6 protein-coding genes are annotated in these 23,287 nt (G+C 41.0%); 1 reads left to right on the forward strand and 5 read right to left on the reverse strand.

The window, feature by feature from the left end; translation table 11 throughout:
- Window positions 1-197 precede the first annotated feature (197 nt).
- Window positions 198-1,586, reverse strand: coding sequence for a cytochrome P450 (locus G4Y78_RS17205; protein WP_163834194.1), 1,389 nt, complete (start codon window positions 1,584-1,586; stop codon window positions 198-200).
- Between the two features lie 275 nt (window positions 1,587-1,861).
- On the opposite strand from G4Y78_RS17205, the gene G4Y78_RS17210 reads away from it, so the two are divergent.
- Window positions 1,862-2,695, forward strand: coding sequence for a hypothetical protein (locus G4Y78_RS17210; protein ID WP_163834195.1), 834 nt, complete (start codon window positions 1,862-1,864; stop codon window positions 2,693-2,695).
- A 198-nt stretch (window positions 2,696-2,893) separates the two neighbouring features.
- Here G4Y78_RS17210 and G4Y78_RS17215 read toward each other — a convergent pair whose 3' ends face one another.
- The 4 genes from G4Y78_RS17215 to G4Y78_RS17230 all read right to left on the reverse strand — a co-directional run bounded on the left by G4Y78_RS17215 (window position 2,894) and on the right by G4Y78_RS17230 (window position 22,538).
- Entirely contained in the window at window positions 2,894-3,220 is a 327-nt protein-coding gene (locus tag G4Y78_RS17215; RefSeq protein WP_163834196.1) for a hypothetical protein, read from the reverse strand.
- A 200-nt stretch (window positions 3,221-3,420) separates the two neighbouring features.
- Window positions 3,421-3,723, reverse strand: a complete 303-nt coding sequence (locus G4Y78_RS17220; protein ID WP_163834197.1) for a transposase — start codon at window positions 3,721-3,723, stop codon at window positions 3,421-3,423.
- A 165-nt stretch (window positions 3,724-3,888) separates the two neighbouring features.
- Window positions 3,889-4,515: a hypothetical protein gene (locus tag G4Y78_RS17225; RefSeq protein ID WP_163834198.1), complete on the reverse strand. Its 627-nt coding sequence runs from the start codon at window positions 4,513-4,515 to the stop codon at window positions 3,889-3,891.
- 8 nt (window positions 4,516-4,523) lie between these two features.
- Window positions 4,524-22,538 (reverse strand): LysM peptidoglycan-binding domain-containing protein, encoded by an 18,015-nt coding sequence (locus G4Y78_RS17230; protein WP_163834199.1) that lies wholly within the window; start codon window positions 22,536-22,538, stop codon window positions 4,524-4,526.
- Window positions 22,539-23,287 lie beyond the last annotated feature (749 nt).

The raw sequence follows: 23,287 nt of genomic DNA on the forward strand, positions 1-23,287 counted from the left end.
GTTGTCCAAATGTCAGCTGCCCACAGCATACAACACACCATTTCAGAATAAACCCAACTGAATTTAACTGGCAGCTAACTAAAAGTAGCTCTAACAACTTCAGATTTTAAGTACTTTCCCGCTATAGGCTTAATACAGCCCAATACTACCGGGTGAAGGACAACATTATAGTTTTAGCAATAATTTATTTTCTACTACTAGTCACTCCAAGTAACTTGATATCTTTGTGGCAAGTGCCCACCTTCATAATCAATACTTCCTTCGGCATTTAACCCATCAAGCAACACCACTTGCCTGACCATTTCAGGAATCATTTCAGCCCCTACATAACGTCCCAAACATTGATGTTCACCATAACCAAAGTGAAACTGATGATACCAATTCCGTCCAGGCCTAAACTGCTCTGGTTCATCAAATGCCCGCTCATCAAACATGGCTGACTGGGTAGCAATTAACACATACCCCCCTGCAGGGATTGTGGTTTCTCTATCTGTCCCCCGAGCAATCACGGCTTCTGACGCAGCTTCTCTAAATAAATACGGTGAGATTGGTACAAAACGCAAGGTTTCCCACACAATATCATCAAACGCCGTGGTATCTGCTTGTGTTGCGGTACTTTTCGCTTTTGCAAGCCACTCAGGGTGATCTAATAAAAACTGCACGGATTGAGCAACAGCCTGTGACGTTGTTTCAATAGCTCCAATTAACAGGCCACCGGCATTAACTCCAACTCGCTGTAAGTCAAACTCAACGGTATCAGCAAAATGACTACGAATCATTCGTGTCACAATATCATCATTTAATACTTCAGGCTTTTCCCCCATCAAGTGCCGTACTAATTTACGTAGCCCATACCATAAAGCAAATATAATATTGGTTGCTTGTTCTGCTTTAACCGCTAACACACGGCGTACCATCAACTCTGTAATATATTTCGCTAAAGCATTACCTGTTCTTTCGTGCTGTTCTCGAATATATTGCCGCTTATCTTCAGTATGGTTATCAAAAGGTTGATTATAAAAAGTATCTGCCTGGTTCCAATAAGACCACTCAATCAAATCTTCACGATCAACCCCAGTTAAACCAAAATAATTTTGTACTAAAGTCGCAGGCACCATCCGACAATAACTACCGACTAACTCCATATTGCCCGCCGCCTGATTTAGTAAATCAATACAAGTTTCTCTTACCATAGTACGAACCCGAGGCAAGTCATTTCGGTTCAAAAAACCTTGCATAATAGACTTTTCACGGGTATGAAAAGCATCATCATCATGGGACATTAAATAATTGTCCATTTTAGGTTCATACAAAGCGACTGTAAAAACCTTCGGTTGGTTAAGCACCTCTACACAATCATCTAAGCGAGTGACTAACGTTGCTTTAGGGGTAACAAGAATGGGGCAATCTTTTCGCAAAGCTTTAAAAAAAGCCAACGGCTCATGGTCAATCCATTGCCTTACTAATTTAAATTTTTCGTCATCATCCGCAGCATCTAACTCAGCTAAATAACTATTTTTGCTTGTTGCTATCCTGGTAATCTCATCATCACTGGTAACATTTACTGTGGCTAATTGGTCAGACATGGCGCATTCCTTGCGTTATACTTTAATTGACAACTGTACGCTTTATCCCTAACAGTTTAGATCTTTTTTTAATCAATACAATTAACCCTTTCGCTCACCAACCACTACACCCATCGATACACGCTAGTTAAGGCAAAACGACTCTCTCTTCTAAAATGCTTTAGAAATATTAAATTAGTCTCACTATACTTTTTAGAACCCAAGAGGCTACATAAAATATAAGTATGCTTAATAGCAGAGGCCTGCTGGTCTACAAACATTGCTTTTTCATATTCATGGCTGGTTGCCTGACAGCCAGCTTAATTAATGCTGCATCCCTTGAAATCAAAGTACCTGTTTTACCTTACCGTGAAGAAGCATTTGGCTATCAATATCGCTTACTGGAGTTGGCTTTAGCCAAATCAGGTTATCAATACAAAATTATCAAAAAAACCCATGATGCTACCCAAGAACGTTTAAAGCTGATGTTAAAAGCAGGCAAAGAAGTTAATGTGTATTGGATGGGTACTTCCAGCCAATTGGAAAAGCAGTTAATCCCTGTTCGCATCCCCCTCCTCCGAGGCCTGCTAGGCCATAGAGTTTTTATTATTAATCAGCGCGACCAACCTCGTTTTAATAACATCAAAACGGTAAATGATTTGAAAAACATGCAAGCAATTCAAGGAATTGGTTGGTCTGATATAGCAATATTGGAAGCTGCAGGGCTTAAAACAGTAGCAGGTAAATATAAAAATATCTTCAATATCATTAATAAAGGCGGCAGAGTCGATTACTTCCCTCGAGGTGTAAATGAAGCATGGAAGGAAGTCAAAGTACATAAACCTAACCATCCTTATATCACAGTAGAAACTAAAATTATGCTGGTATACCCTTTTGCATTATTTTTTTTCGTCAGCCCCAACCAGCCAGAAATTGCCAAAGCACTGACCAAAGGCCTAAAAGAATCTTATAAAGATGGCAGCTTTATGCAGCACTTTTCCCAACACCCCAGCATAACCGCCATTTTCAAACAAGCCGATATGGACAAACGATTAACCTTTATTATTAAAAACCCACTTATGAGCAAGGAAACTATGGCGATTCCTGCGAGCTATTGGCATACTAAATAAGTTTTAAGGGCTTTTCACTCACTGCAACTGTCTGAAAATCTAGCTTATTCATACAAGGCTCTTTTATACAGCTCTCCGGATTCAAGATTATATAGTCTGCAACAAGCCTCATTAACTCAACATCTAAATTTCTCCCACCTTACTTACAGCTAAGTGAGCAACAAAGTGATATTCTACTGATCACAACCTTATATCTATTTATTTTTTACCATAATTTTGCTCTTGCCATTCATAATTAATTCCAAGTTTTTCCCTAGCCTTGCTAAGCAAAACACCAACCTCCCACTCAAGAATACTCTCTCCAGATGCCGAAAATTTTTGCATCAAAGAAGCTTCTAAAGGATCTGATTCAACTATCAAATCAGCTATCCATTGACCAGCCCCTTTTAAATCATATGTTTCTATAACAAACTGGAAAAAATCAAACTCTTGTTTCAACATTGGATTAGGAATGTATTTTTCATCCAACAAAGAAATAAAGTCAATTACTAAATCATCTAGTGTAGATTTCCCGACTTCAAGCATTTTCTCTTGTTACAGCATTCATAATTCTATTAATTTATAACCCCTCAGCATCTTTGCGTATGCAAATAATTTTGCTTTTAAACGCTCTCTTTCAGGGTTCACTGCATTTGACTGTTTAACCCTATAGTTATAGGTGCTACGAGGAATATTAAACACTCGACAGAGCTCCGTGATTTTATAATGCTCTCTTAAAGAACCAATCATATTGACGGTTTGGTGGAGTCCGACACTAAGAGAGCGGTAGCTTTTTTTAGTATATCTTTTTCCCGTTCCAGACGTTTAATCTTTGCTTCTAAAGCATGAATATGTTGCTGTTCAGACGTCAGCGCTTTTCCTTTTGGTGTAATGCCCTGTTTTTCTTGTTGGAGTTTATTTACCCATTTGCGAATGGCCGACTCACTGACACCCACTGCTTCTGCGGCTTCTTTGGCACTGTAACCTTGGTAAATGACCAGGTTAGCTGAATCAACTTTAAATTCTGTTGAATAATTCGGCTTTTTCAATGTTTGTACCTCTATCAATGGTGGGATGATACCATACAGTTAGGTGTACAAATTTATTAAGCCACAACACCCTTGCAGAACCAACGTGTCCCCTCAGCTAGTGTGCGTGCTTTGTTAGACTACCAAGAATTTATAAAGTACGCACGCTTACCAAGGGGACACCATCTAAGCTAACCTATCCCATATGTATATTTTCTTTTCTGATAAAAAATATTCAGCTCCAAGTTCCCAAAGCTCTGCATAATACTCTGTGTTATAGGTAGTATTTGCTAGAGGTGCTAATAAATACCAAACTAAGTTATAATCGTTTGTTGTACCATAACAGGCTTCTATCAAAGCTGACTCCATTTTTGAATACTCACCCATAGACTCCCTAAAATGATCACCAAGTAAAATCATTACTTCTTTCATAGGCCATGCATCTTCAGCATCTTTAAATTTAAAGTAATCATTTTGATTTACAAGCTGTATATCAGCAGCACTATTTAAGATAGATTCAAGCTCTTTATCACCACATGATTCACATACACGTAGCTTTTCTTTTATATCACTTAATACTAATTCTGTTATAGTTTTTACTCTTTCTTTAATACAGGGAGTATTAGTAGATTGGCTGTTTTTAATCCTATTAAGCCTAGATGTTAAATTTTTAGCTTGAGGATATTTAAAATAAATTCTATTTATGTCGGAAGTACTAATATCCTCCATAAATAAAGTATAAAAGTGGCTGGGATCAAAGTTTTTAGACCCATCACAAAAATCTAACCAATCACTAATAAGATCTAAACTCATATTAAATTCTACCGTTTTGCTTTAGGGAGACTTGGAAGTAACATAGGGTCAATTGACCAAAGATCACGTAGCTGAGTCACTCCTTTATTATAATCATCCAAAGTTTCACTTTGTTGTATTAACTTTTGGAGTTGAATATGAAATGCTTTTGAACCTGGGCCACTCTGCTTTCTTCCATTAACAATAACAGTATGAGCACCTGGTGCTCCAGTTAATGGATGTTTCCACTTCAAGTCTAATGTATTAGTTGTAAATCGATGTACTTCATCCATCGGCACTCCCCATGATTTAACTTTTTCCATTTCACGAACCATTAGCCACTCATGTTTAGAGCCACCATTTCTAATCCTATCAGCAACATCATCATATCGTTTAGTATCTGATGTTATCAATCTTAGCTCTTCAACAGATAAACCGTCGAACCATTCATTAAATCCTTGCCTTACAGTTGGTATTCGGCCGTTTGGAAGTAGCTCATTTAGAGACCTAACTTCTATTGGAGCAATATATGCAGCAGGGGCCAACCCAATTGGAGTTGGAATATCCAGCTCTAAATGCTCCAATGCTCCAATGCTATCTTGAACATCCAGGTAGTCATTAACATCTATACTACTTGTAAATGGACTTCTAAACTTCGTGGGATCAAATCCCATATTAAAAGTGCCAGCTTGAAACTCATACGGAGTTTGAAACCTAAATCCAAACGTGCTCTCTACACTACTATTGATAAAGTCTAGATTGCTAAATTCTCCAGCATATCGGTTATCTGGTAAGACACGAGTTGTCGTTAATGCTCTTCCAGAATACCCTAACCCGAGTATTCCACCTAACTCCAATGCATTACTGGTAAATTGATAGCCATCCCCTGTAATTGCACCAACATATGCACCTTCTGACAAACCTGACAGGTAGTTCATTCCTGTTAGATAGTCGTCTTTTAAAGCATCTCCATTCGTATCAACGTAAAGTTGTAAGCGACTCGCTGTTCCTTGCCAGGCACCATATGCCTGACTAGCCAACCAATAAGGTGTATTTATAACTGTTTCAAAGGCTAGTTGTGGATTAAAAAATAATGTTTTAAAAACATCTGTCCAAGGAGAAACAGCTTCATCTATTGCTCTAAAAGCCCCCTTCCTAAAAGGCTCAGCATTTTTACTTGACTGAGAGAATTGACTATTTCTATAAGCCAAGTAGCGACTTTGTAGCTCTTCAAGCGTTGGGTCAATAAAAGGTGTATATTCATCATTAACCAACATCCATTCGCCATTGACTAATTGAATTCTGTCATCTTTTGCAGCAGCGGCCTGTATTTGCTCAAATGACAATGTGTTAGCACCAGCTACTTTTATACCATCACTATACACTCCCTTATTCAACGCCAATGCTAGACCAGCTTGTAAAGATTTTTCTGCACTTGGTTTTCCAATATTCGCAATTACATCCTCTACATCTTGATCAGTTACTTCTATTTCTAACCGTCCTTGTCGTGTCGGCTCCCTTCCAATTGAATACTGCTGAGCAATCCCAACCCCAATCCCCGTTCCAATCACATTAGCTGCAGCATTTTGCCAATTAAAGTCTTTGCCATAGACGACAGCTGCAACCCCTTGGTCGATTAATACCGCATTGATATGATCAGGACTCCCTGGATTTTCTTGGCTTGGGTTTATATCAAAGTGATTTTTTACTGCACCAGCCACACCCGAGGCCGCAACGCCTTGCCAGTTGATTTTATCTTGCCAGCCAACCGCTTTACCCACCGCTTGATTTAATACACTACCCACGGCTTGTTGTAGACCTTGGTATTGCTTGAATGTACTGCTTACACTGGCTGCTGCCGATTTTATCCAACTGATGCTGCCTAATGATTCACCTGCAGCAAGACCATCTATCCCTGCCGATAGCCCTTGGGTTATGCCAGCACTTACCGCACCTTGCAAACCTGCTTTGGCCACTTGGCTAAAACTAAAACTGTCTTGTACACCCAGTGCCATGCCAGCTAATTGCCCAGCTGCATTACCAGCTGCTGCACCGGCTGCTCCTGCTCCAACATACGCCCAAAAGCCTGGATTATTAACCAAACTTAGGGCAGCCCCCCCAGTCCAGATTGCAACAGCCACAACCACAATCATGATAATAAAGCCTGCAGCACCACAGCCGCCATTTACCCCAGGTGGTGGTGGCGCATCGGGCAAGGTGGGGCCAACATCACCCAAGGCAATACCAGGATCATAGGGCCTAAAGGTGTTGCTGTTATTATGAATATTGGTGACTTTATTCGGCACAGTTAATACCATGCCCGCTTTTAATGATTCCGTTGGGTCGAGGCCATTGGCATCCGCCAGTAAGAACCACAGGCTGCTATCTCCCCATAAGGCTAAGGCAATAGACTGTAAGGTGTCGCCTTTTTGGATGGTATAACTACCGGGGGTTTGTGCCGGATAATTTTCTGATATAGGAATATAGTTAGCATCAAAATCAGCACTGTATACTGGGGTAATCCGATCAGGCACCCGTTGCTGACCTTGATTAACCGCCAATTGCGTGGCGTAATCAGTATAACTGGGGCCATCATCACCAACATCACCAATCCCCACACCATTAATAAAATAAAACTGGTGGGTTTTTACATAACCTTCGCCTTTTTCAATCCGACGTAAGATTTGTCCTTTATGGTTGGCAATATAATCAAAGTGTCGTGCATTATAATCATCCAATGCCCGCACGGTATGGCCATTAACATCATATTCAAACTGTGAAAAACCAGGCTGCCACTTATACGCCAGTTTTTGATCAGTGGTGGCTTTTACTTTGATTTCTTTACGTTTGTAATTATCCCAGTACTCATAAGCATAAGTGGTTTTAATATTAGTGCTATCGCCATAATCTTGGCTATAACTCATATTACCCGCGTCATCATAAAAATACTGGGTATATTTATTGTCATCATGCTTTTTGGTTTGCTGGGTTTTCTGGTTATCACTATTGTATTGATTCACCAGATGTCGTGTAACCGCACCACTGGCCGAATACTCTACATATTCCAGGGTATTGCCGATAGCATCATTAACCCGCTTAGCTCTTAGCTGGCCAATTCCTTGGGTTTGATTAATATCTAAATTAATAAACGTTTGCTCCAAAAAGCCATCACTACCATAGGTATAGGTTTCTTTTACCTTACCTTTGGTGGCGCTGATTCGCTGACCAATTGAATTATAAGTGATATCATAACCCGTAGTACCACGCACCACCTGACTGCTGGTAGCTTCCTTGGTTTTAGCACGATTACCGTTTAATTGACCTTGGGTGATCACAAACCGGTTCATGCTGTCATAGTCATACCAAAAGTCCTGGCTATCTAAATGGCCATTGACTTGTAAATAACGACTAAATACCCGCCGGCGATTTCCTACCGAATCGTATTCATAACGCACATCGTATTTGTCATCAATTATACGACTAATGCGGTTTAAGGCATCATAGCTAACCCGGCTGCGCTGGGTATATTCTTCTGCATAACCGTTGTAAGGATTTTGGATTCGATAACCTTCAAAAATTAAATTACCATTTTCATCGTATTTAAATTCAGCCAAACTGCCAATGCCATGATCGGCAATGGCTTTAATATAGCCATCTTTGTAATAGCTATAATGAATTTCCTGGTCAAATTTTTTATCATTACCAATAACCGTATCACCCCGTTGATTGATTAACCAACCGGCCTGGTTATAGTCATACCAGGTTTTGCGGCCCCCCATATCCTGGTGGTACCGAATTCGGCCAAATAAATCGTGATGATCAATTAAGGTTTTACCATCCGGGTTGGTAGTGATTTTTACCCAGCCACCCACGGCTTGGGTGTCATCTGTTGTATATTGATCTTCAACCGGATTATAAACCGCACTGCCAATATTGCCCTGAAAATGATAATTATACCGGGTTGCTTTACCACCAAAACTGACATGCTGAATAACCCGACCGACTCCATCATATTGGTAGGTTTCCTTCAGCATCTCCCCATGTTCATTAAAACGATTGATAAATCGGGCTATTCGCTGCCCCGTTTCATCATATTCATACCGTTCATCGTTATCACCCACACGATCCAACTTAATTAAATTACCGGATTTATCGTATTGATAGCGAGTGGTTTGACCAATTTCATTGGTTTCTGCCAATTTATTGCCAAAACCATCGTATTGATAGGTTTTTTGTCCACCATCCGCATGGTATTCCCCTAACACTTTATCCGCTACCCAACGTTGAGTATTGGTGTGGCCATTGGCATCGGTGGTGCCTACCTGACGACCCAATAAATCATAATGAAATTGGGTTTGCGGGTTGAGCTTTTCAATAAACCCATTGCTATGGGTAGCACTGACTTCCGGGTCTTGTTTTAATGTCAGCTTACCTAAACTGCTGTACTCAAAGTGGGTGGTGTTACCTCGTCCATCGGTGGTTGCCGCTATTTCACCAAACGCATTAAAGCGCTGCTTTTTATGCACCGCATGTTGGGTGAGCTGACTGGTATTACTTAAAATATACCCGAGAGTTTTATGTACCACTTTCGGCCGTCCCGTATGGTGGTGACTAACGGTGGTATTGTCAGTGCCATTATAATCAATCTGGCCTTCACCTCGGTTAGCCAAACGGCCTTTGCTATCTAATACCTCATAGTAATATTCGTAATCCCTGCCTTTTTCCATGCCAGGAGCATGGGATAAATCCAACACCCAGCGGCTATTACTGCCGGTTCGTTTGGCTAACGCACCATCAATATAGTGAGTATATAAAGCGGGGTTGTAGTTTTCCTCTTGATATTCTTGGCTACCATAGTCAACACCTGTCGCAGGTCGATAATAAAGCCTTACTCGCGAGGCATCTCGCGGTTGATCAGTTAATACTAAGCGCCTCGGTAATTGGTGACTTTTTACCTGCACATCGGTGCCACCACCACCCGGAGAGGGAGCAACCCCTTCCCATTGATAACGGCCACGAGTATCTAACAAAGTGCTCCAGTCACTGGCATCATTTTGCCTTGATACCTTTAATTTATAAGTTAAACCATCATTAAAAATACTCGTGGCACTGGCACGACGTGATACACCACCGCCGGCTAACTGAATAGCCCCCATGCCATTATTAGCCGAAAACGTTTTACTCCCCCCATGGCCACTCTTAAAACCGCTCTGCCAGTCCACTTTCAAGTTACCCTGATAGCCATCCAAGCCTTGCCAGCTAAAATTCACCGGGTATAAATTATAATGCACCTGTGGCCAATTGCTTCTGCGACCACGAGCATGTAAGGTGAAGCTGATATTGAATTGTTCACCCCCTTCAATAAAAGCGCCACCTCGCTGGAAGGGTTTGCCAGGAATAATTTCAGTATTTTCACCAAGTTCTTCTGCAAAATGCTCAGTGCTGATTTCTGGTTTAATGACGGCGGTTAATTGATTACGGGCATCATAACGATTTACGGTTACTGATAAATCGGCCAACTCCTGAATTGGCTTTTGTTGATTAAATAAATCTTGCAGGCTATCAATGGTTAAATTTTCATTAGCGGCAGCTACTTCTAACGTCACATTGCCATTTTGGTCATAACCAAAAAACCGAGGGGTGCCGTTACCTTCATTGGTTAGCGTGAGTCGACCCAGCTGATCATATTGATAAAACTGGTGTTGTTTACCGTTAACCCGTTTTTCAATAATTTCACCATGACTGTTATAAACTGTTTCATAACGGTCACCGACTGCATCCTGCTTCGCAATTTCACGGCCTAACTGGTCATATTCATAGTAAGTGGCAATTGGGGTCACACCATCTTCAAACTGAGTGCGTAATTCATGCTTAGTAATGATCTGACCCGCCAGATTATAGTCATAACGAACTTCTGCATGAGTGGGGTTACTGGTTCTTCGCAATAACCCAGCTGCATCATATTCAAAACGTTCTACCTGGTCTTGATCGCTAAGGTGATAATCCAGCGCTTTACCATCAGCGGCTTCTTTTACTTTAATAGCCACATTACCCAACCCATCATAATATTGGGTTTCGGTGGGGGCTACCGACTGACCTTTTTCATTTAAGTAAGTCGCCTGACGTACTAACGTTTGTCGGCCTAAAGCATCATACTGCAGCAAACTGGTTTCACCACCAGGTAAAACCTCACCTGTAGTATTTTCCCCATCTTGAGAGCTTTCACCGCCTTTATAAATAGCCGTGACATGACCTAACCCATCGTATTCATAACGTGTCACTGCGGTAGCTTTACCCTGATTAAACTGGCCCTGATCATTGACCTGACCATAAGCCACATTTAATACCCGTTCTTCTACTTTTCTATTTAACGCATCATAACGATACTGGGTAATACGGTCTTGCGCTGATGGTTTAAGCTGAGCAGTTAGTTCCGCAACAGTTGTATATTCAGATATTTCCTTACTAAAGAAAGTGGTTGGTAAAAGCTCTGCATATTGGGTTTGCTCAATAATATTGCCAGCACTGTCATAACGGCTTTTAACCACATAACCTGTTGCATCCACACTGATCACCGGCAGGTTACGTCCATCATAAAACCGGTATTGGGTATTACCGTTACCATCGATGGCTTTTACCAAGTTACCATTAGCATCATACAGCTGCTTGGTCATTTGCTGACCCGGTAAGGTAGCCCCCTCTTTGAAAAACAAGGCTTGTTGACTAAGGGTAGCAACTTGCTGGTTCAGTCCATTAAAACGAAAGTGGGTTTCCCTATAGGTTGCATCTGCCGCCGCCTGTGGTTTAACGTCTACAGTAACCTGCTCTGTCAATGGTTGATCATAAACCCGCTGAGCGATTTTATTGCCTGCACTGTCATAAACGTATTTGGTTAATACCATTAGCGGACTAACCGTAGCCACTTCCCGACCCAACGCATCGTAATAATGGTAAGTGGTATTACCAGCCCCATCGGTTTCTGATAATAACTGCCCCGCTGAGTCATAGCGGCGCTTGATCACAGGTTTTTCTTCAGCACCCGACAGTTCGCCCCCCACCCAACGTGCCTGCTGGATTTCTTCCAACACTCGATCGTGGGCATCATACACATATTCTGTGGTACGCACTTGATCGGTATTAGCTGCCTCTACCTGACGAACTTTTCTGCCAAAACCATCAAAGTGATATTCAGTCACTAACTGTTGATTAATGACTTCTCCTTTGGCATTCACTACCCTGACTTCTGGGGTAATCATTTTGGTCTGTTGGCCAACCGCATTAAATTCATAGCGCGTGGTGTGGCCATTTTTATCCGTGACGGCAATCCGGTTGCCTACCCCATCATATTGATAACGCTCCTCAAATTGGCCATCCCCTTTGGTAATCAGGCGATCTAAATTATCATAACGGTATAGGGTTTGATGATGAATGCCCTTAGCTTGTAACTGTTGAATCAGCTGTTGCGGGTCACTAAATTCATCAAAACGCTGGTCTTTTAAACTGGCTTGATAACGAATTTGTGCAGTGACTTTATTATTAGCATTATAACGGGTTTCTGTGGCATAGCCTTCGCTATCAATTTCTAACATTAACCGATTATTATTGTCATAATAAAAATGGCGAATAAAACCCCGGCCATCAATGGCTTTAATTAAATTACCCGCCGCATCATATTGGCTGCGTATTGTATTACCCGCTGCATCAATTTGCCGAACTTGATTACCAGTACTATCCCACTGGGCGGTTTTGGTATATTGCCCAAGTAGTGTTGTTATTTCTTGTTCGGTGAGTTGAGCCGCTAATTTATCCCCATAGCCTAACCGCATCCGTTCTGCTTTGGCCCAATTAGAATTGGTTTCCGTTAATTCAATTCCTCTTGGATCAATGGTTGCAGTTAAATTACCTAAACTGTCGTATTGATAGCGGGTAGTGGTTTCAACCGCCGTACCAACCCCACGGGTTTCACTGATTTTTTGATTTAATGTATTGTATTGCCATTCTGTACGGCGAGTTTCAGCTCCAGCAAATTCCACTTGAGCAATCCGGTTACCGCTACTGTCGTATTCATAGCGAATTTTAACAGCTGGGTCATTATCAAAATCTGGTCCTAATTGTGCGATTAACTGGCTGTTAGCATCATAACGGTAGTGGGTTACTCTCGCCTCAGCATTGGCATCAATGGGCTGGCCAGCTCCATTCGCTAATGACACCGGGCCCAGATATTCAGTAACCGCCGTTTTATGTCCCTGGCTATCATACTCATAAGCAGTTAATTGGCCGTTAGTTTTATCAATGGCTTTTAATTCCCGCACCACTCGTCCAGCTTGATCATAGGCAAAATACTGTCTATCACCATTGGCATCGGTAACATTTGTTCGTTCACCAAACGCATTATTTTGATAAGTTTCCTGCCAATATTGATCAGCTTCTCCCGTTGCCTTAACCTGGGTTAACTGCTTATTACCCGCTAAATCATAGTTAACTGCCGTCATGTTATCCAAAGCATGGTCAGACACTGACTGAGCTGCTAACTGTTGTTTTATTAATTGCGGAGTTAATGGTTTATTAACTAATTCTGCTGCAGTAAAATCAATAGCTGTGGCATATTGAATCGTCTTAATTGCCTGACCTAAACCATTACGCTGATATTCAGTCACATAACCTTCAGCATCAATGCTATACAATACCCGCCCGGCACTATCCCGCACCTGTCGGCTATGTTGGGCATTCGCTTCTGCATTTAATTCTGGCAGCATTAAACTGGCACCCTGGTCAGTGACTTGCAGCTCGCCATTCACTTCACCAATGCCTTTTAAGGTAAGTTTTACTTGGTAGTCCCCTGTTGCCAGATCAATAAACTGCAGTTGCTGGGCATTAGTTTCACCGGTCACTGTAGCGGTTTGCCATGCCGGCTCAACCTTTTCAATAGGAGCAAAAGTCAAGGATAAAGGCTGATCATTAGCGGCAATAAAGCGGATATTGGCTTGTCGGGTAATATTATCCTGACTAGTTTCTTCAGAAGCAGTTAATGGCTGCAACTGAGTAATTTGCAGCTGGTAATGTAACCCTGGTTTAAGTTGTTGACTGGGAATGTTAAGCTGCCAGCTTTCCCCCACTTGAGTAACAGGAACGGTTGTCCAACCCTGATTGGTATCAGCTAATTTAATTTGGGCTTGCCAGGTCACGCCTTCTGGTAATGGCATATCAGCTAAAGGCCAAGTAATAATTTGCAGGCTTTGATCCTGTTGGCCAATTTCATAAATAAACGGTTCCAGTGAATGGACAACACCTGACCTGTCTTCAGCCTGTAATTTAACCCGATAACGGCCATCAGCTAAAGGGCTACCCACGGATAAGTTGACTTCTCCCTGGTATTGCCCTAATACTTCCGCAATATAAGTAGGATGGGTATTCACCTCACTCACTAAATTGCCAGTAACAACATCATAAACCTTGGCATTGATTTGTTGAACTTCAACATCAGGTAAATTAATGGGGTAATTTTTAATTGAAGTGCCTACAGTATTATCAGCCCGATGTTGTCCTGAAATAAATTCAGATGAAAAATTGGCTGTTTTATTATCTTCAGATAATACCGTACCCGTAGCGGACTTAACTACCTCACCTGCTGTATTAATGTATTCAATTTTATATGCTAACTCGCCTAAAACAGCCTGATCTAAGCTAACCGTAAACTGGTCATTTTCTTTATTAACTGTTTTTTCTATAAAATCGTTAGTTGCACCTTTTGCTTTATAATAGAATTTAACCGTGGTGTCTTCAGGTTGTTGAGTTGTTGGCCAATTAATAATGGTAGGTTCTAATACTGTGCCTATTACTAAATCAAGGTTAGTAGTACGAGACCATTTTCCGTCACCATCAACACGAGTATTATCTCTCACAATAACACTTGCCTGATATTTACCTGGATTTAAATCACCACCAATAAGATTTGCTTGACCTGACCAGTTATGAGGAGTGACCCAATGTCGTCTTTTACGTATATCTCCATCCTGATTCCAACTTTCTGTGTACTCTCCCCCAACAGGGGTGGCAGTCGTACTTATTTGTATTCCATTTCTGTCGTACAAGTTAATAGTTATAGAGCTAATTGTACGGTCATTATATGATACATAACCAGGCTTAAGAGCAAATCCTTTATGACCTGGAATCAATACCAAATTGGTGTTAGGATTTCGATAACTATTTGACCCAATATTCTTTACACTCTGGTTTTGTCTCCATAAGTAATTAACCACTGAAGGACTTTGCGTCAAAGTTTTATTTATTAACGTTAGCTTAACAGGTTCTACAATTTGATCTGACCATGTATATAATGCAGTTCTCACAAGATCAAATAGTTGATCAGGCTGACGAATATCTGGCTGCCAAAGGCTTTTCGCCTCAGCATATTGATTATTATCAATAACCAGCTCACGCCATAACACTTTTTCAACACTAGTTTGATGTGGAAGAGCAATTTTTGTCACTGGCAACTGCTGGGTATTATTACCCAATGTTAAGGATTTAGTATCAACGGTTGTTGTTCCATCTTGATAATGGTAGGTTAACTTGATTTGATACTCACCAGCTAATGGCGTTTCGCCTAGCCATAAATTAATTGGTGTTTGTAGGGTAGCAGGGTTAATAAACTCGGTTTTTACCGGCTCTGATCCATTAACCACCTCTCCTTGACTATTGGTGATAACAGCAGTGACAGACAAAGCATTGATGAGTTTATCTGCCTCTAATAATCCTCTGGCCGCCAGCCCTTGTTGTTGCATTGCAACCCGTTGGTTATAGATTTCCTTTAGTTGTAACTGGTCTTGATTAGCCCCTGCTTGCCATTGGCCAGTAGCCGTACCGATTAATCGGCCTTGTTGATCTCGGTAATTAATGGCTAACTCGTAGTTACTATTTAAGGCTAATTGCTTGGTGGGGATTTCCACGGATAATTGGTTTGCAGCTGTGGTGATTTCTTTATTCACCGTCACCGTTTGCCAAGCGGTTTCACTATCTTCTTCTACTGATTTCGCAAGACGATAATTAAACTCTACTGACACGGCATTTGCTAATGCCTGATTAGTGGGTTGCCAAGTTAATTGCTGGCGTTGGCTCGCTTGCTGACCCATTTCATAATAAAACTTATCCGTTGTGGGAGCACGGTTAGTGTCTTTATACAGGATTTCCAATTCAATAGTATATTGGCCATCTGCTAGTGGTTGACCAATAGCTAAATTAACCGTGCCTTGATAAATACCTTGTTGTTGAAAAATATAACCTGGGTGGGATACCGCCTCAGTCACTAACTCACCCGTATTGGCATCAAATACTTTTGCGTTTATTTGTTTAACTTCAGCGCCATCTAAAGCTGATAAATAGTCAGTTAAAGCAGTACCTTCAGTCGTCGGCTCAGCCCATTCTCCACCCGATATAAAAATGGTATCCGTTTCTGTGGTTTGATTATCTTCTGATAAAAATATCCCTTCTGCTTGTTTAACCACCTCACCAGCCGTATTAACATATTCAACCCGGTATTCAATTTCACCTAAAACGGCTTTGTTTAAGGTGACACTTAATTGGTCACCGTCGGTCGTCACAACTTTTTCTATAAAGCTCCCAGAGAAGCCTTTTTCACGATAATAAAATTTTGCAGTAGTGTCTTCGGGTTCTTGAGATACTGGCCATTTAATAATTGTCGGTTCTAAGATTGTGCCTATTACTAAATTAAGGTTAGTCACCCGCGACCATCTTCCATCACCATCACCAGGCTCTCTGCATTTATAACCTCTTGCTTTAATACTGTCTGTAACAATAACCTCCGCCCGATACTCACCCGCTGGCAAATCACCAGAAATTAGATTCGCCTGTCCTGCCCAATTCTTTGGTGTAATCCAGTACTTATTACAATAGTTATCACCATCATTCGTATAGTTATACCCACTTTGTCCTCCTACAGGAGTTGATGTTGAACTAACCTTATGACCATCTTTATCAAACAAATTCACAGTAACAGAGTTTACAGTTCTATCACTATAATTCACATGTCCTGCATTAAGTGCGTAACCTTTTCCTCCTGGCACCAAAATTACATACTGACTATGGGGTCCATTTTTATTTCTATAACTTGAACGTATAGGCTGATTCTGCCTCCATAAATGATTCACCACCGAAGGACTTTGCGTCAGCTTTTTATTAATAATGGTTAGCTTTGCAGACTCCTCTGTTAAATTAGACCAAGTATGAATGGCTGTTTTTGCCAGTTTATGCGGTTGTGTGGGTTCCCTGGTTTTATCCAGCCACATACTGCTTAAGCTCGCATTATTGGTTACTGGCTGTTGGTCATAAACATTGACATGATTAATTAATTCATAGGATTGATTGGCAGGTTGGTTAATGGTTTCCAGTTGGGTTTTACCCATTAAGTAAGTGGGCGCCTGATTTAATAATTGTTGTACTTTGTCTACCGTTAAATTAGGCTGCTTATTTACATTGGGTTGCCCAGTTGAGTGTGACGCTAGCTGAACCGATCGCTTGTAGCGTAAAGTATCAATTAATTCCCCGACTGCATTATAGCGGCGTTCTGTCACCTGGCCTTGATCATTGATTAAAAACCGCAACCTTCCGGCTTTATCAAATACTTGATAATTTGCTTGGGCAAGTGCTGCGTTAGCCTGAAGTTGCTGATTCACTGTTGCTGTGGTTAGTTCATTGTTATCAGCTGCAAAATTGTTTTCAGATAAAGTCATTTGATAACGTAACTGGGTTATTTCCTGGCCAAGCTCATCATAGTGGTACTCGGTAATAAAGCCAGCAGCATCAAGCGTATATTGAACCCTTCCTAATTGATCATAAGTGAATTGTTGTATAGTTTTCGAATCAGTATTTTCTAATATTTCTGCAAATTGCTCAGTGGTTAATTGGATTACTTGTTCACTGCTTAATGAGCCGCTACCAGTATTTAACTGAGCCAAATTTTGCTTAAATTGCTTTGTCGCAATTTTTTGGCCATTGTTGTTATATTGATATTCAGTAATATAACCTAACCCATCAATGGTAAAACGTACCTGACCGACCGCGTTGTAATAGGCTCGTGTTTCGGTGGTAATGGTTTGTTGATCTGATTCAATTGCTACTGATAATTGTTGAATTAATTCAGCGGTTGCGGGTACCGGTTTATCAGCAGGCCAATTGTTTTGATAAACCCGGGTGTGGTTGACTTCACCTGCTGTGTTATAGGCAAATTGGGTGATTTTGCCGCCGGGTTCAATTTCAACAACCACACGGCCATCTTGGTCATAACGCCGATAGCTTATTCGATCCTCAACGGAAGAAGTCAGTAACTGTTTTATATTATCTGCTGACTGGCTCCAGTCAGTGGTATCCGCTAACGGTTGACTGTATGCCCGCTGGCTGATTTTTTGGCCATTACTGTCGTATTCAGTGGTAACTACAGCACCAATAGGGTTAACCTGGATAGTTTCACGCCCCGCTTCGTCATACCAATAACGAGTTATACCACCATTAGCAGCGGTTTTAGCCACTAGTTGGTTATTAGCATTGTAGGTAAAGCGGGTGGTGAGTTTTAAGCCATTGGGGTCAATAATGATTTTAATTAATCGTCCCTGATCATCGTATTGATGCTGAGTCTCTCTTACCCACCCCTTGGCATCCCCTTGCTTGATATTAACTTGATTACCTAACCCGTCATATTGATATTCGGTTATTAATTCTAAACCCTCAGGATCAATAATGGTTTTTACCACTTGGTTATTACTGTCGTATTCAGTAACCGTCACTGTACCTTTCGCATCAGTATGACGTACCCTATTACCCCGAGAATCATAAGCAAAGGTTTCCGTCAGTTGCTGGCCATTGGGGTTTTCTGTTGTTTTAGGATCAACAATCCGGGTTAGCAACCGTCCTGCAGGATCATATTTTAAATCAGTCACCAAGCCTATAGATGAAGTGGTGCTGATTTTTTGCCCTGCTTGATTATAGTGTTGACTACTGACATGGCCTTCAGCATCCGTGGTTTTAATTAATTGCCCAGCCCCATTATATTGATAATGGGTTTCACTACCGTCTGGGGCTTTAACGGTAATTTTTTCCCCATGCCGATTTAGCTGGGTTTCTGTAATTAACCCTTCAGGGGTGGTCACTTTCAGGGTTTGACCCTGGTTTACATAGGTAAATGTTGTGGTATGGCCTAACGAGTCCGTTTTGCTCAACACCCGGCCAAAGGTATCATAAGTAGTATGGCTTTCCGCTCCAGTAGGGTCTATTGAGAGCAGTTGCCGCCCCAATCGATCATACTGAAACTGTTGGCTATGACCTAATGGACTGATTTTACCAATAACTCGGCCAAAAGCATCATACGCTTGTTGATGGGTCAATAACTCAGCCGAGCGATATTCCCCATCTTGCCATTGACCGTTGATTAACTGATGTTCAGCTATTTGTTGGCCTAATTTATCGTAGCTAAACTGACTGACTTGGGCCGTTTCAATATTACCTGCTTGATTTTGTTTAACGGCTTTTGCTAGTTGGGTTAACTGCCCAAACAAATTATATTGGCTCTCGGTACGATAGCCTTCACCATCAATACGAGTATTCAGTAAACCTCTTTTGTCGTATAAATATTGACTTTTAACATCTTCTTCAGCTGCTAAAGCCATTATTAGCTGATTAAATTGCTGGGTAACCAGACCACCGTTTAATTCCGGTAATTGAGTCGGTGCTAATTGGTTAGCGTAAATTCGTTGCTCAACCTTTTCACCAAAAGCGTTATATTGACAGGCTGTGACTTCACCTAAGGCATTAATGGTATGAGTCAACTGGTCTTTACGATTATAATAAAACCAGCTTCTGTGGCCATTGGCATCCAGGGTGGAAATACGTCGCCCAGTACGATCGTAACTATGTTGAGTAACACCCCCTAAAGCATTGGTTTCACTAATTAAATGGCCTAAGCTGTCGTATTTTTTTGCTGTAATACGGGTTTGGCTATTATCAGTTACTTCTCCTTGCTCATTCACCACTAAGCCTTTAGTGGTTGTGATTAATTTACCTTGAACATTATATTGGTAATGCGTAGTAAACCCTTGGTGGTTCGTTTCAGCAATTAATCGATTTTTAGCATCGTATTTATATCGAGTTATCCGTTCGTTACCATCGGCCAAGTTATTAATCATTACAATTAATTGATCTTCCCCTGAGTCAAAACGCCCCGACAAGCCTTTGGTGCTATTTTTAGCCCAACCAGCTAAACGTGCTAAGGTTTCAGTGGTTAAAGCACCGCTATAACGGGTTTGCTGGGTTTTATTCCCCACTTCATCATAAACCCAACTAGTGACATAACCTTCAGGATCAATTTGAGCAATCTCTCTGCCTAGACTGTCATAAAATAACCAAGTGGTTTGATCATTGGCATGTTGAGCGGGACGAATGCTATCTAACTGGAATAACGGGTTACCAGCCGTTAAATCGACGGCTCTAGTTGCATACTGAGTTTTGCCTACTCGCTGACCACTGGCGTTATAAAAGAATTCGGTCAGATACCCTTCGGCATTTAAGCTGGCTAACCGATGGCCTGCGTTATTATACCAATGATAATTGACTAACTGAGCATTCGCTTGATGTTCCTGAGCCCATTGTTCTAGTCGTTTTAAATTAGGGGTAGTCTTTATATTAAGTGCTTGAGTATAACGCCACTGACTTATTTCACGGCCAAGTGAATCAAACCGCCGTTCAATAACTAAACCTGCTCCATCAATACTAAAACGGATTTGGCCATTAGTGTCCAACACTTGATGGATAATACGGTCTTGCTCATTGATTTCACTTATTAGCTGGTCAATAGCAACCGTGCGAGTACCTGTTATCTGACCCTGCTGGTCTTTTTCTACTAATTGATTCAGCTGCTCAGCAGTCAAACGTTGAGCCAAATGTACCGTTTTAATTTTTTGCCCAGCTAGATTATAGAAATAACGGGTTACAGCACCTGTGGCATCAATTTCTGCAGCCAATTGCCCCCGCTGACTATACAACCGGTGTTGAATAGCGCCGCTTTGATTAATAGTCGCACTTAATCGGCCTTGCTTATTATAAAAGAACTGTTGCTGACCATAGTGGATCGAGTTGTCTTCCGTCCCCTGCTGCCATTCGCTTATTCGCTGCCCTAAGCGATTAAATAATGAAAAGTGCTGTTTACCCGAAGCACTAGTGATTACCACCGTGGCTTGGGCATCTAAGTATTCGGTTTGAGTGGTTTGGCCCAGTTTATTGGTATAACTCAATAACCGGCCTAAACCATCATAACTGTATTGTTCAGTGAGCTTTTCATTTCGAGGGTCAACCGTTTTTATCAGTCGTCCCCATGGGTCATAAATATGTTGCTGAATAATGGCTGTGGATAGTTCAGGGCTCTCATTTTGTAACCCCGTTTTCCCAGTCAGCTTTTCCCAGTTAAGCGTACGACTGATTTGGCCACGAAAATCCAACCATTGTTCTTGACGACTAACCTGGCCTAATTGTTCTTGCTTATTTAGCCAGGCAATCAGCTGTTCAGTGGTTGGAGGGTTCTCTTGGCTGAATGTTGTTAAATCAAAAGCAACATTGTGGTAAGTCAGCTTAATGATTTTATCTGCTTGATTAGCCGCTGGTTGTGGTATTTGATAGCGAGTTTCAGTGACTCCACCATTGCTATCAAGAACAAAACGCTCTCTGCCATATTCATCCCGCAACCAATAGCGGGTAATGGTTTGTTGTTCTGTTAAATACTGGGTTTCACTGAGTAACTGTTGATGAGTAGCAGAATAATTGCGTGTTGTTTTTTGCCCTAATGGATCAACCGCTTCAATTTGATTGCCCATAGCATCATAACGATACGTCCATTGGCGGCCAGTGCTGTCGCTTTTAGCAATTAAATTATCTGCCTCATCGTAAAGGTAATCTATTTGCAGTCGCTGACTTGATTCATTGGCAGGCATTTGCTGACGATTGATACGGCCTTGTTCATCAAGCCATAAACTGGTTGTTTGGCCCGATTGCGTTTGCTGATCAACTACTTTAATAATATCGGTACGTTTAGCCTCATCATCATAAACATACCGAGTAATTTGCGCATCAGCCCCTTCCCCCATAGTGACTTGACTAATGCGATAACGGGTATTGCCGCCCTCTATAACAGGATCATAAGCAAAGGCTATTTGGGTTTGATCACTTTGCTTAATCAAAGCAATACGGTTGCTGTCGCCTGTATAGTGATATTCTGTCGTATAGACATTACCATCAGCAATATCATTATCTTCCGGGGTAAGATCAACATTAACCGCTATAAGGCGACCCAACCCATCATATTGATAACGAGTTCGAGTGGCTGTCAGCTCTCCTTGATCATCAGCTGGGTCATCATAAATAGTGGTTACTGACTTTAAACGGCTATCGTCGTAAGCCAGTCGTAAGGTTTGCCCGGAAGCATCAATAATCGTTGCTACCTGACCTGCCTCGTTATATTGAATTTTGCTAGAACGACCTAATACATCCGCTATAGCCGTTAAGCGGCCAATGCCTTGTTGCCAGTTATAATGCTCTTGTCGCTGACTGCTGCCTTCAACCCAAGTCCACTGCTGCTTACTGCTATCAAATTGTAAGCTGTCATGAGCCCCTGCACCATCACTGCTAATATACAGCTTGCGTTGTTCATCATAATGATAAAGGGCTTCATGACCATCACTGTGCACGCGAATAATACTACTGCCGGCTTTATTCACTTCGCCAGTTAAACTATGCAGCGATTGGTTAAACGAATAGTAAAACCCTGCCTGATTATTCAGCTGCCCCTGACTGTTATAAGTACGTACCAGCTGGCTATCAATACCATTGGCTTTTAGCCACTCGTCCTGATGCTGAATAACCAGATTACCTGTACTGGCATTAACGCTAATACGCGCTTTACCCTGGCCAAATTCACTCGCTCCACCTGCCTGAGTCAGTGTATTGTTAAATAAACCTAAACCTTCACCAGCAATAACCGCTACCATTTTTATTACTTCTCCATTCTTATACAACAAGTACGGTTAAGTTGTGTTCAACAACTTTTCAAAGTCTCTATTAGTTATATCCAAGCTTTTCAGGAAAACGTAAAATTTTTTTTCGAAAAAATTTATATGAGAGGAAATTGCTCATAACACAAACAAAACACAGATCATGCCGTTTGCTTTTTATTCAATATTAGTTGAGCCTGAATAATAGGAGTTTAATAGTATACCAATTACTCTCTAGCTTGATTTTCAGGAAAACCATTAATTGATACCATAGTACTTACATCTTCATCAACGGGAAGTATGTTTACTTAAAAGTCAAAATTAAAGTGCTTGATTGCCCCTAACATTGAAACAAGGGCACTTTAAATATTTCATTGCTAACTAATTTCTCCACCCATAAAAACATTTACTCGATTACGTCAAATTATTTATTAATAATCGCTAAATAATTATTTTTTATCTTTAATTTAATTTTATATATTAAACCCCATATCCTGCTCTCAAAAGGCAAAGCTTTAAATAAAAGTAAATTATCACTCAATATAATAGTTACCACTCACATTATAAATAATTACAAAAAATTCATAATTACTGGTTTAAATCAGCAATTTAATTAGGTACCATTAGCCTGCCAATTACCCCTGAGTACGCTGTACAGGATAATAATTAATAACGTTAAATTTCGGCTTATGCGTACTAGTTTTACCCTTGTTTGGGATTAGCAGTTGGTTGCTAACTTGCCGAAA

Origin of the sequence: Spartinivicinus ruber (assembly GCF_011009015.1) — a bacterium.
Lineage (GTDB): Bacteria > Pseudomonadota > Gammaproteobacteria > Pseudomonadales > Zooshikellaceae > Spartinivicinus > Spartinivicinus ruber.

Bases quoted from the DNA above. Each gene is read 5' to 3' on its own strand.
- G4Y78_RS17225 (WP_163834198.1), bottom strand. From the start codon at position 4,515: ATGAGTTTAGATCTTATTAGTGATTGGTTAGATTTTTGTGATGGGTCT.
- G4Y78_RS17210 (WP_163834195.1), top strand. From the start codon at position 1,862: ATGGCTGGTTGCCTGACAGCCAGCTTAATTAATGCTGCATCCCTTGAA.
- G4Y78_RS17205 (WP_163834194.1), bottom strand. From the start codon at position 1,586: ATGTCTGACCAATTAGCCACAGTAAATGTTACCAGTGATGATGAGATT.
- G4Y78_RS17230 (WP_163834199.1), bottom strand. From the start codon at position 22,538: ATGGTAGCGGTTATTGCTGGTGAAGGTTTAGGTTTATTTAACAATACA.
- G4Y78_RS17215 (WP_163834196.1), bottom strand. From the start codon at position 3,220: ATGCTTGAAGTCGGGAAATCTACACTAGATGATTTAGTAATTGACTTT.